A 12,572-nucleotide genomic window follows, 5' to 3' on the forward strand; every position below is an offset into this window, starting at 1 on the left:
TAAGATAGAACAGTATGATGCGCGTTATATTCGCCAATCCTGCCGATGTATCCTTGGAGCAGGAGATTAAAGGAGAGCTTTAAGTGACTCAGCACCAGGCAGAAGCCGCCAAGAAATTTACTGCAGTCCCCGGCCGCCACACCGGCCCGGTCAGCAAGATTCTGATCGCTAACCGCGGTGAAATTGCTGTCCGCGTGATTCGTGCAGCCCGCGATGAGGGTCTGCAGACCGTCGCCGTCTACGCTGACCCGGACCGCGACGCCCAGCACGTGAAGCTCGCCGATGAAGCCTACGCTCTCGGCGGCGCCACCGCGGCTCAGTCCTACCTGGTGATGGACAAGCTCATTGAGATTGCTATCCGCTCCGGTGCCGATGCTGTGCACCCCGGCTACGGTTTCCTGTCTGAGAACGCGCAGTTCGCTCAGAAGTGCATCGACGCGGGTCTGACCTGGATTGGCCCCTCCCCCGAGTCCATTACCCAGCTGGGCGATAAGGTGGCAGCACGCCACATCGCGCAGAAGGTGGGCGCTCCCCTGGTGCCCGGCACCAAGGATCCCGTTAAGTCCGCCGATGAGGTTGTCGCGTTCGCTGATGAGCACGGCCTGCCCATCGCAGTGAAGGCTGCTTTCGGTGGCGGTGGCCGCGGCATTAAGGTTGCCCGCGACCGCGAGAGCATTGTTGAGATGTACGAGTCCGCTGTTCGTGAGGCTACCGCGGCATTCGGTCGCGGAGAGTGCTTCATCGAGCGCTTCTTGGATTCGCCCCGTCACGTTGAGACCCAGTGCCTGGCCGATGCGCACGGCAACGTCGTGGTGGTTTCTACCCGTGACTGCTCCCTGCAGCGCCGCAACCAGAAGCTCGTTGAGGAGGCGCCCGCCCCCTACCTGACCGATGAGCAGAACGAGCGCCTGTACGAGGCGTCCCGCGCGATTCTGCGCGAGGCCGGCTACCAGGGTGCCGGCACCTGTGAGTTCCTGGTCGGTACCGACGGCACCATCTCCTTCCTGGAAGTCAACACTCGTCTGCAGGTGGAGCACCCGGTTTCCGAGGAGATTTCCGGTCTGGACCTGGTTCGTGAGCAGTTCCGTATTGCTCGCGGCGAGAAAATTGAGGAGAAGGACCCGGTTCTGCGCGGTCATTCCTTCGAGTTCCGTATTAACGGTGAGGATGCGGGCCGTTCCTTCATGCCCGCCCCCGGCACCATCGAGAAGATGACCGTACCCACCGGCCCCGGTGTTCGCTGGGATTCCGGCTTCGTTGCTGGTGACGTTATCGGCGGTAACTTCGACTCCATGCTGGCTAAGCTCATTGTCACCGGCGCGGATCGCGAGCAGGCTCTGCAGCGTGCCCGTCGTGCCCTGGCTGAGCTGAGCATTGAGGGTATGCCCACCGTCATCCCCTTCCACCGCGTCGTGCTGGATGACCCCGCCTTCGCACCGGCTAAGGGTGGCGAGTTCAAGGTGCACACCCGCTGGATTGAGACCGAGTTCAACAACACCATCCCCATGTACTCCGGTGCTCCCGGTAGCGTGGATTCGGATGAGGACGAGCGCACCACCGTGGTTGTTGAGGTCAACGGCAAGCGCATGGAGGTGTCCCTGCCCGACCTGGGTGGCGCCACCAAGCCTGCCGCTAAGCCCGCCGCCAAGACCCGTAAGTCGCGTTCGGCACGCGGCGCGGCGAAGGGTGGCGGCGACGAGCTGACCAGCCCCATGCAGGGCACCATCGTGAAGGTTGCTGCTTCTGACGGCGACACCGTTGCTGAGGGCGACCTGATTCTGGTGCTGGAGGCGATGAAGATGGAGCAGCCCATTACCGCGCACAAGGCGGGTAAGGTTTCGGGTCTGTCCGCTAAGCCGGGCGATACCGTCACCTCCGGTGCGGTTCTGGCGACCATCAAGTAGCTTTCGCTCCTGCGCTCTCGCGACTGCGAGCGCATGGCGCCACCGCGAGCGCATAGGTTTGATGACTCCCCCGGGAGGGTACGAGGTATTACCTCGTGCCCTCCCGGGGATTTTCTGTATGCGCTCTTGTCTGTTTCTGTGGGGTTTGAGCGACCACCTATTGCGATTACGTCCAGATAGTGACCGTATTTGTTGGGTCTTTTCTGAACAGAGTTATAATGTTGCACTTTAGAGGAGCCTTTCAGATTCCGGCACCCACCCACCTCACCCGGTGCGGTCACGGCACCCGGTACGCGCCCACGGCACACCCGCCTCCCGCGCCGACCGGTCATGGAACACCTATCCCAGGCTCCTTGTGTACACACAAATTCACCATCTCGGGAGTTTTCCTCATGAGCGCCTCTGCACCCGACACGAAAGCGTCTGCTGCATCGGTGAAGAATACGACTCCTCGCAGTCGAGTTATTCTCGCCTCGCTCGTTGGTACCACCATCGAGTTCTACGATTTCTACATTTACGCCACCGCGGCAGTGGCTGTTTTCCCCGTGCTGTTCTTCCCCTCGAAGGACGCAACCACCGAGCTTCTGGCGTCCTTCGCCACCTTCGGCGTCGCCTTCATCGCACGCCCCCTCGGTTCCGTGATCTTCGGCCACTTCGGCGACAAGATTGGCCGTAAGGCAACCCTCGTCGGTGCACTGCTCACCATGGGTCTGGCGACCTTCATCATCGGTCTGCTGCCCACCTACCACCAGATTGGTCTGTGGGCACCGACTATGCTGACCATCATGCGTTTCTGCCAGGGCCTGGGCCTGGGCGGCGAATGGTCCGGTGCGGCACTGCTCGCCAGCGAATACGCTGAGGACGGCAAGCGCGCTCGCGCCGCCATGTGGCCTCAGCTGGGTGCACCCATCGGCTTCGTGCTTGCGAACGGCTTTATGCTGCTGCTGACCAGCTGGATTACCTTCAACTCCGCAACCGACGGTAAGAACCTGGACCACCCCTTCCTCATCTGGGGTTGGCGTATTCCGTTCCTGCTGTCCATCGTGATGGTTGCTGTCGGCCTGTACGTGCGTTTCAAGCTGGAGGAGACCCCCGTCTTCGCCAAGGCTGCCGCTAACAACGAGAAGGTTAAGACCCCGCTCGTTGAGGCGTTCAAGGTCGCTTGGTGGCCCATGATTCAGGGTACCTTCATCATGGTGGCATGCTACGTGCTGTTCTACCTGATGACCGCGTGGGTTCTCTCCTACGGTATCGGCAAGGCTGACAAGGGCGGCCTGGCTATCCCCTACCGCGAGTTCCTGATTATTCAGCTGATCTCCATTATCGGCTTCGCGATCTTCATCCCGATTTCGGGTTGGCTGGCTGACAAGTACGGCCGCCGCACCCAGCAGCTGTGGACCACCATCGCTATGGCTGTTTTCGGCCTGTCCTTCGGCCTGTTCATCTCCCCCTCCGTCGTCGGTACCGGTGCGAACGCAAACGCCGCAGTGGTCACCCTCTTCATCTTCATCGGTATGTGCCTGATGGGTCTGTCCTTCGGTTCCATGTCCGCATACCTGCCGGAGCTGTACCCCACCAACGTGCGTTACACCGCCAGCGGTATCGCCTACAACGTGGCGTCCATCCTCGGTGCGGCGCTGACCCCGTTCGTGGCAGTGTGGCTGAACACCTCCTACGGTGTGGCTGCAGTGGGCGGCTACCTGGCATTCGCCTCGATTCTGAGTGTTGTCTTCATCCTGCTCACTCACGAAACCCGTGACGTGGACATGAACGCTGTCAGCACCACGAAGTAAAGCTTCGCGTAGCTAACGCGTCTCTACGGCAAAGCGGTGGGGGTCGCCTCCTGATTCTTAGGAATTCAGGAGGCGACCCCCACCGCTTTTGTGCGTTTCAGAGATACCGGCTCTCTATAAGCCCAGGGTATCTATGCGCAGGCTACAGGCTACAGACCGCGAGTGTGCAACTTGCGTGCTGCCTCAGCAATAGAGCCGGAGAGCGAGGGGTAGACCGTGAAGGTATCCGCCAGGTCGTCCACCGCGAGCTTCTTCTCCACCGCCAGAGCAATGGGGTAAATCAGCTCGGAAGCACGCTGACCAACCACCACACCGCCAATGACGGTGCCGGAGTGGCGGCGAGCAAAAATCTTCACGAAGCCGTCGCGCATCGCCATCATCTTCGCGCGCGGGTTGGTGCTCAGTTGCAGGGTCACCGCATCACCACGGTAAGCGCCCTCGGCGAGATCCTTCTCGCTCACACCCACGGTCGCAATCTCCGGGGAGGTGAAGATGTTTGCCGCGACCTTATCGGTACGCAGCGGACGCACCGCATCACCCAGGATGTGCGCCATAGCGATACGACCCTGCATCGCAGCCACGGAAGCCAGCGGGTAAACACCCGTGCAGTCGCCGGCAGCGTAAATGCTGTTCACGCTCGTGCGGGACACACCGTCCACCTTAATGTGACCGCTCGGGGTCTGCTCCACACCGGCTGCTTCCAGGCCCAGATCTTCAGTGTTCGGAATCGAACCAATAGCCACCAGGCAGTGAGTACCGGAAACCTTACGGCCGTCCGACAGGGTCACGATAACGCCGGATCCGTCCTCGGTGCGCTCAACAGCCGAAGCACGCGAGCGCGGCATCACTCGCACGCCGCGACGCTCAAACACGTCCTCCAACACGCGGGCTGCGTCCTCGTCCTCACCGGGAAGCACACGGTCACGCGAAGACACCAGAGTCACCTTCGAACCCAGACCGTTATACGCCGACGCGAACTCCGCACCGGTCACACCCGAACCAATCACAATCAGTTCCTCGGGAACCTCGCAGAGGTTGTACAGCTGAGTCCAGGTCAGGATGCGCTCGCCATCAGGCATGCCGGTCGCCATTTCACGCGGGTGCGTACCCACAGACAGCAACACAAAGTCTGCCTGCAGGGGGTAAACCAGACCCGCCTCGTCAGTCACCTGCACGGTGTGGCGGTCCAGGAGCTTACCGGTACCGTGAATAATCTTCACGCCAGCAGAAGCCAGCGCACGCTTAATATCGGCTGACTGCTGCTGAGCCAGGTCGCGGACTCGGCGGTTCACGCGGTCCATATCAACACGAAGCTGCGGCGCCTTACCCTTCGTGTTTTCGATGCCCAGGCTACCCGCCTCGGAGAAGCGGGTCATCATATCCGCCGTAGCGATCAGGGTCTTAGAGGGCACAACGTCAGTCAGAACGGCGGAGCCACCAATGGCATTACGCTCGATCAGAGTCACGTCCGCGTTGGATGCGGCAGCCACCATCGCTGCCTCGTAGCCGCCGGGGCCGCCACCAATAATTACAATTCGCTGAGATGCATAGTTCACCGTTGAAGTCATGCCTTAATTGTGAGCTATGCCGCCCCTACGGGGCAAACGCACTCGCCGTGCAGATATGCCATATTGTGGCAATCTGCACGGCGAGCATTTTCTGACGCGGTAGCCCGGTATGACCGGGCGCTCCCCTATTCTTCTAGTCTCTAGTCCTCGAGTGCCTGGGGCTTCTCCGAATAAATCGAGTTAATGAACTTCTCAGCCCACTGCAGCATCGCGCCGTCCACCAGGTCCTTACCGCCGACCGGCATGGTCTTCGGGCGTGGCACCAGCGTCAGCCAGGTATCCATGCCCTTCGGCTGAGCGTGCGTGGAGCCCGGGTACACGCGCTTCAGACGCATCTGACGGGACTCCGGCAGCGGCGCAGCGGTCACCACGCGGACCTTCGGACCCAGAACCACCAGCTCGTGAATACCGGCGGCACGGGCGTGCATACGCACCGTCGCCACGGCAAGCAGGTTCTCTACCGCCTCCGGCAGCTCACCGTAACGGTCGACCAGCTCCTCGCGAGCCTCCGCAATCTTCTCTTCGGTATCGGCGGCAGCAATCTGACGGTACGCCTGCAGGCGCAGACGCTCAGAATCAATGTAGGTGTGAGGAATATGCGCGTTGACCGGCAGGTCAATCTTCGTCTCGACCTCGCGTTCTTCCTTCTCACCGCGATAGTTCGCCACCGCCTCACCCACCAGGCGCAGGTACAGGTCAAAACCAACACCTGCAATATGACCGGACTGTTCGCCGCCGAGCAGGTTACCCGCGCCGCGAATCTCCAGGTCCTTCATGGCAAGCTGCAGACCCGCACCCAGCTCGTTGTGGGTCGCGACAGCCTTCAGACGCTCGTGCGCAATCTCGCCGAGGGTCTTGTCCACCGGGTACAGGAAGTACGCGTAGGCGCGCTCGCGACCACGACCCACGCGTCCGCGCAGCTGGTGCAGCTGGCTCAGGCCGTAGTTCTGGGCGTGGTCCACAATGAGCGTGTTCACGTTCGAAATATCCAGGCCGGTCTCCACGATGGTCGTGCACACCAGCACGTCAAAGCGGCGCTCCCAGAAGTCCACAATGATCTGCTCCAGGCGCGACTCACTCATGCGGCCGTGCGCGGTGGCGATGCGCGCCTCCGGCACGAGCTTGCCGATTTCTGCGGCAACATCGTCGATATCGGCCACGCGGTTATGCACGAAGAACACCTGGCCCTCACGCATGAGTTCTCGGCGGATTGCTGCGGTGATTTGGCTGTCGGTGCGCGGGCCAACGAAGGTCAGCACGGGGTGGCGCTCCTCGGGGGCGGTCGCCAGGGTGGAGGTCTCGCGGATGCCGGTCAGCGACATCTCCAGGGTGCGCGGAATCGGGGTCGCGCTCATGGCGAGCACGTCCACATTCGTGCGCATCTGCTTGAGCTTTTCCTTATGCTCCACACCAAAGCGCTGTTCCTCGTCAATGATGACCAGGCCCAGGTCCTTGAATACCACACTGTCCGAGAGGATGCGGTGCGTACCAATCACCACGTCCACCGCGCCGGATGCGATCTCTTCGGTAATCTGGCGGGTTTCCTTCGCCTTCTGGAAGCGGGAGAGCACGCGAATCTTCACGGGGAAGCCCGAGAAACGCTCGCTGAACGTCTCGTAGTGCTGCTGAGCCAGCAGGGTCGTGGGTACGAGCACGGCAACCTGCTTACCGTCCTGCACAGCCTTGAACGCGGCACGCACGGCGACCTCGGTTTTGCCGAAGCCCACGTCGCCGGAGATGAGGCGGTCCATGGGAATTTCCTTCTCCATGTCTTCCTTCACCTCGTGAATGGCGGTGAGCTGGTCGGGAGTCTCGTTGTAGGGGAAGGACTCTTCCAGCTCACGCTGCCAGGGGGTGTCTGCGGAGAAGGCATGACCGCGCGATGCCTGACGTGCCGAGTAGAGTTTCACCAGGTCCGCAGCGATTTCCTTGACAGCCTTGCGAGCGCGGGACTTGGTCTTCGCCCAGTCACTGCCACCCATCTTGGAGAGGCTCGGGTTCTCGCCGCCCACGTAGTTGGAGATTAGATCCAGCTGATCGGAGGGTACGAAGAGGCGGTCGGGCGCGCCACCGCGCTTGGCGGGGGCGTACTCGATGACCAGGTATTCCTTCATGGGCTGCACGCCGTTGACCGGGGAGGCACCCGCCACCGGGCGGGAGGTCATCTCGACAAAGCGACCGATGCCGTGGCGTTCGTGCACCACGTAGTCGCCGGGGTTCAGTGCGAGCGGGTCGACGGCATTGCGGCGACGGCGGGTCTTGAATTTCTGTCCGGCAGCGCCTCGGGGTGCGTAGGTACCGCGGCGTCCGAGTAGCTCGGCTTCGGTGAAGACGGCGAGCTTCGCCTCCTCAATCAGGAAACCTGCGGAGGCGGGCGCCTCGCACACCTCGACGATGCCGTGATCGAGGTCGCCGGCGGGGTCGGCTTCGAGGGTGGTGCGGCGGGCTGCGGGGACGGCGGATGCCCCTTCCCCGGAGTGGAAGAGGTCGATGAGTCGGTCGGTGGAGCCGCGGCCGTTGGTGAGGGCGAGGACGGTCCACTGCTTCTGGATGAGTTCGCCGACCTGGCTGAGCATGCGTTCGACGGAGCCGTTGAATGCGGTTGCGGGGACGGCATTGACGGTGTAGGTGTCGATGCCGTCTTCGATGGCGTCGGCGATGCTCTGGCTCTGGATTGCTCCGGCGGCGTCTTCGAGCAGGTCTGCGTCGGTGACGAGTTCGGTGATTTCCCACCAGCTGAGCTTGGCTTCGAGTGCCTGTGCGGTGGTTTGGTCAATAGTTCGGAATCCGCTGTCGCTCATGCGCAGCTGGCCCAGGTCGATGGGTGCTACAGCATCGGCTTCTGCGGAGGTGTCCCAGGCGGCGGCGAGGAATTCCTCGTTGGTGGCGACGAGGTCTTCGGCGCGGGCGCGCACGCGTTCGGGTTCGACGTTGATGATCATGGACCCTGCCGGCAGCAGCGCGGTGAGGGTGGTCATGGATTCGATGAGTAGCGGGGTGAGCGATTCCATGCCTTCGACGTAGATTCCGCCCGCAATCTTCTCAAGCATGGATGCGGCTGCCGGGTAGTCTGCCTTCAGGCGTGCGGCTCGGCTCATCACCTCGGGGGTGATAAGCAGTTCGCGGCAGGGCAGCAGCGTGAGTTCGGTGAGTTCTTCTCCACCGCTGAGGGTGCGCTGGTCGGCGACGGAGAAGTGGCGCATTTCGTCGAGTTCGTCGCCGAAGAATTCGAGGCGTACGGGGGTGGTTGCGGTGGGCGGGAAGACGTCGATGATGCCGCCGCGCACCGCGTACTCGCCGCGCTTGGCGACGAGGTCTACGCGGGAGTAGGCGGCATCGTTGAGGCCTCGTACTACGTCTTTGAAGGGGTATTCTTCACCGCGGACCAGGTGCACGGGTTCGAGCTTTTCGATGCCGGTGACGATGGGCTGGATGACGGCCCGCACGGGTGCGATGACAACCTGCGGGCGGTTGGTGGCGTCCCCGGTGATGGCGCGTAGTACCTGCAGGCGGCGGCCGACGGTGTCGGAGCGCGGTGAGAGGCGTTCGTGGGGCAGGGTTTCCCATGCGGGGAAGAGTGCGATGTCGGCGGCGGGCAGGTAGGAGCGCAGCGCTGCGGCGAGGTCTTCTGCCTGGCGGTCGGTGGGGGCGATGATGAGGCTGAGCGCGTCGGCAGTGGTGCCGCGTACTGCGGTGGAGATGTCTGCGATGAGTGCGGCATGGGTTCCAGCAACGGCGCCGATGAGGGTGCGTGCGCTACGTTCAGCGGGCTGTGCGGAGGCTGCGGTGCGGATTGCCGCCCAACTGCTGAGTTGGTTGAGGGTGTTCAGGAGGGGCTGCAGGGGTGCCTCGAGGGGCTGTGCGGTAGCTTTTCGGGTGGTGCTCACGGGTTCTCCTGAATCTGCGGTCCTCGGTTGGGGCGGGTACGTCGGTGGTGTGTGCCGTGTTGGGTACCTGCGTGAGGTTGGGTACCCGAGTGGTTTTACCTTTATTTCACGGTGCTTTTGTGTGTTTTGGGGTGTTTTATGCGGCTTTTCCATTGTAGGACTTGTCTGCATTTTCTGGCATTTTTCTCCTGCGTTCTTCCGCGGTGGAATATATGTCTTTTTGCACTCGACTGTCGCTTTCATGGGTGATATTTGAATATGGTTTTCTTCTGTGTCTTTTCCTGTGTCACAACGCCCATTACATGGGGCGTAAATCACACACCCACAGGCATCTTTGCACTTTGTGCACCATTATTTTCACAGCTTAATCCTGTACCCTAATCATTAACACTTACAGAAAAACCAGACGGTATATCCTCTTCCGGATTCTGTTTACCTCTTCCAACCAACCTCAGGTTTTCAGTATTTACTGCGGTTTTTCTAGTGCAATAATTCACCGTATCTTTCGATGTTTCTTCCGGAACGTCGCATCAGAAAGACGCATATGACAACCACATACACGAACAATCCCGCTGAAAAGCCCCATGCCCATTCATGGTCCGCTAAGAAGTGGGCTGCTTTCGCACTCGCTTTTGGTACTGCTTTTACTGCGGCACCGCTTACTCCTACTACTCCCGCCTCGGCTGCAACCGGAACCCATGACGGTTCCAGTAGCGATAAGGCGGCGGCTTCCTGCTACGAGGTCAAGCAGGTTAATCCTTCTGCCTCTTCTGGCACTTACTGGCTGTACACCCCGCAGATGAGCGGCCCGGCGCAGTTCTATTGCGATCAGGAAACTGATGGTGGCGGCTGGGTCATGATTGGCCGCGGTCGTGAGGGCTGGACCGAGTCCTACAACGGCACCGGCGACCCAAACCAGCTGCATCAGAACCCCACCGGCCCTTCCGCTTTTACTCCGGTCCAGCTTCCCGCAAACACTGTCGATGCGCTGCTGAACGGTATTAAGCCTCAGGACCTTCCCGACGGTATGCGCCTGCACCGTGCCCACAATGCGAGGGGCACCCAGTGGCAGAACGTTTATGTTCAGCGTCCTCAGACTGAGCAGTGGACCTGGGCGATGAGCTACGGTCAGCGTTGGGGCACCGTGAAGTTCACCGGTGCCGGCATTAACCGCACCGCGCGTATGGGCGGTTCCGCTTCGGAGATGGCTCCGGGTATTACCACCAGTTCGGTGCGTTTCTTCGCGAACCCGAACCAGGGCTACCAGATTGGCTTTGCGTACGGTGCGCTGGTGAACTTCGGTAATGAGAACTCAGATTCGTACATTTACCACAAGCGTGGTTCTGCCGGTTACTCTATCCCCTTCACTCAGGTGTTCCTGCGTCCGAAGCTGACTCAGCGTGACCTGAACTTCTCGCAGATTGGTTCTGGCTCCGCGGCTAGTAACCGCCGCGCCCTGCCGAATAGCTACACGATGCCCGTTCGCTGGCGCACCAGTGAGCAGACTGGCACCGGCAAGAAGAACGAGATGAACACCTACGTTCAGGCTATTACTCAGGTGGGAGACACCGTCTTCACCGGTGGCGACTTCAAGTACGTTGAGTCTGCTGGCGGCGAGCGCGTGGACCAGTCGTACCTGGCTGGCTACAACGTAGATTCGGGCGAACTGGTTCGTTCCTTCCGCCCGACCTTCAACGGCCAGATTAAGGCTCTTGAGGCGCTGCCAAATAACCGCCTGGCGGTTGGTGGCGAGTTCACCGAGGTCAACGGCGAGAAGGTCAACCACTTTGTGATTCTGGATGCGACCACCGGCCAGATTGACCGCACGTGGGATCTTCAGATTCAGCGCCGTAACGGTGCTGCGGCTCAGGTGAAGACCCTGCTGGTTCAGGATGGTTACCTGTACATTGGCGGTAACTTCACCCACGTGAAGGGAAACACTTCTAAGGCGTACGCTTACTCTCGTGGTGCCGCTCGTATTAATCTTTCGAACGGTGCGGTGGATTGGAATTGGCGCCCGAACTTCAACGGTACGGTCAACGGTATTACCGCTGCATCCGATAACTCTACTGTTCACGCTGCGGGTTACTTCACTGAGCTGAATAACCAGCGTGCGTTCCGTCTGGCTGCGCTGAATGGTTCTAACGCTTCGAACATTAAGTGGGAGTGGGAACCGTCGCTGAAGCTGAACATTACTGACCGTATTGTGTACGCGTTCCAGTTCGATGTTCAGGATGCCGGCTCGACCGTGTGGACTGCTGGCGCGGACCACCTGATTGCGAACTACTCGAAGAACGGTTACGGCCGTATCTCCACCGCGATTTCTAAGTACGGTGGCGACTGGCAGGATCTGCACCTGAGCGGTAACACCATTTACGGTGCGTGCCACTGCGGTGACGTTCTCTTTGAGGGTTCTACCGGCTACCACACCTACTGGAAGGAGTCGAAGGCGGTTCACCGTATGCGCCTGGTCGCAGCGTTCGATAAGGACAGTGGCGAGGTTGTTGGCGAGTTCAGCCCGGTTCTGAAGGGTGCTAGCGGCTACGGTGTCTGGGAGTCCTTCGTGGATTCTCGCGGTAACCTGTGGGTTGGTGGCGACATCAACCGTTCGCTGGGTGCTAATGGTGAGCAGCGCACTGTCGGTTTCGCTCGTTTTGCTCCTCGCGATGTAACTCCCCCGTCGACCCCGTCGAACCTGTCGGTTCAGCGTGATGGCTCGACCGATAAGCTGTCCTGGTCTGGCGTTCGCGAGGCGGGCACCCGTTACCAGGTGCTGCGTGATGACCGTGTGATTGCTACGGTCTCGGGTACCAGCTACGAGGTTGAGCACACCGATGGAGCTCGCTACTACGTGCGTTCTATCGACGCGTCTGAGAATTTCTCGGCTTCTACGGGAGCTGCTCAGGCTTAGGTCAGGTTACTGATCTAGTTTCTTTGAGCCGCCGCCTGGTTCGGGCTCTGCAGGGTTTGCGGGGTCCGGATCAGGCGGCGGTGCACCCGGGGTGTATGCCCCCTATAGTTTTGGTTCGGTCCGTGTTGCCCGGTTTGCTATCTCTTCGCCCCTGTGGCGGCTATGATGGGTTGGGATTCATTGCGTCGGATGGGTTGCTTCCGTCCTTCCGATGATGGGCTGAATCTTTGTCTGTGGTGTTTCTTCGCTGTTGGTACGGCAGGGGAGGCTTCACAGATTTTTAGCGTTCCGCTTCGTACGGGTGCGTTGCCATTGTTGGCTTCGTTCTTGAGGTTGTGGGGCGTATTCATTCAATTTCCGATAACTACACTCACTGATTCCGGCAGCAGACTCGCTGTTAGTGCAGTTCATACCGCTTCTTCTTTCCCCGATGCATGGTCACTATGCTGTGCCTTGTGTTGGGTGGGTGTTGCTGTGTGAATTGCATTTTTCTGCTATGTGCCGGTTGA

General features: G+C 60.5%; 5 protein-coding genes. 3 read left to right on the forward strand and 2 right to left on the reverse strand.

Annotation, left to right across the window (positions count from 1 at the left end; all coding sequences use genetic code 11):
- Positions 1 to 83: 83 nt before the first annotated feature.
- Both RWL87_RS02060 and RWL87_RS02065 read left to right on the forward strand, forming a co-directional pair.
- Entirely contained in the window at positions 84 to 1,904 is a 1,821-nt protein-coding gene (locus RWL87_RS02060) for a biotin carboxylase N-terminal domain-containing protein (RefSeq protein ID WP_313968732.1), read from the forward strand.
- Positions 1,905 to 2,296: 392 nt separating this feature from the next.
- Positions 2,297 to 3,697 (forward strand): MFS transporter, encoded by a 1,401-nt coding sequence (locus tag RWL87_RS02065; protein ID WP_297605922.1) that lies wholly within the window; start codon positions 2,297 to 2,299, stop codon positions 3,695 to 3,697.
- 149 nt (positions 3,698 to 3,846) lie between these two features.
- On the opposite strand, the gene RWL87_RS02070 is transcribed toward RWL87_RS02065, so the two are convergent.
- Positions 3,847 to 5,265, reverse strand: coding sequence for an NAD(P)H-quinone dehydrogenase (locus RWL87_RS02070; protein WP_049355047.1), 1,419 nt, complete (start codon positions 5,263 to 5,265; stop codon positions 3,847 to 3,849).
- Positions 5,266 to 5,405: 140 nt separating this feature from the next.
- Positions 5,406 to 9,152: a transcription-repair coupling factor gene (gene mfd / locus RWL87_RS02075; protein WP_313968733.1), complete on the reverse strand. Its 3,747-nt coding sequence runs from the start codon at positions 9,150 to 9,152 to the stop codon at positions 5,406 to 5,408.
- Positions 9,153 to 9,696: 544 nt separating this feature from the next.
- On the opposite strand from mfd, the gene RWL87_RS02080 reads away from it, so the two are divergent.
- Complete coding sequence (locus RWL87_RS02080) at positions 9,697 to 12,063, forward strand: fibrinogen-like YCDxxxxGGGW domain-containing protein (protein ID WP_313968734.1); 2,367 nt, start codon at positions 9,697 to 9,699, stop codon at positions 12,061 to 12,063.
- The last annotated feature ends 509 nt before the right edge of the window (positions 12,064 to 12,572 follow it).

This window comes from uncultured Rothia sp., assembly GCF_963555405.1.
Classification (GTDB): Bacteria; Actinomycetota; Actinomycetes; order Actinomycetales; family Micrococcaceae; genus Rothia.

Bases quoted from the DNA above. Each gene is read 5' to 3' on its own strand.
- RWL87_RS02065 (WP_297605922.1), top strand. From the start codon at position 2,297: ATGAGCGCCTCTGCACCCGACACGAAAGCGTCTGCTGCATCGGTGAAG.
- RWL87_RS02070 (WP_049355047.1), bottom strand. From the start codon at position 5,265: ATGACTTCAACGGTGAACTATGCATCTCAGCGAATTGTAATTATTGGT.
- RWL87_RS02080 (WP_313968734.1), top strand. From the start codon at position 9,697: ATGACAACCACATACACGAACAATCCCGCTGAAAAGCCCCATGCCCAT.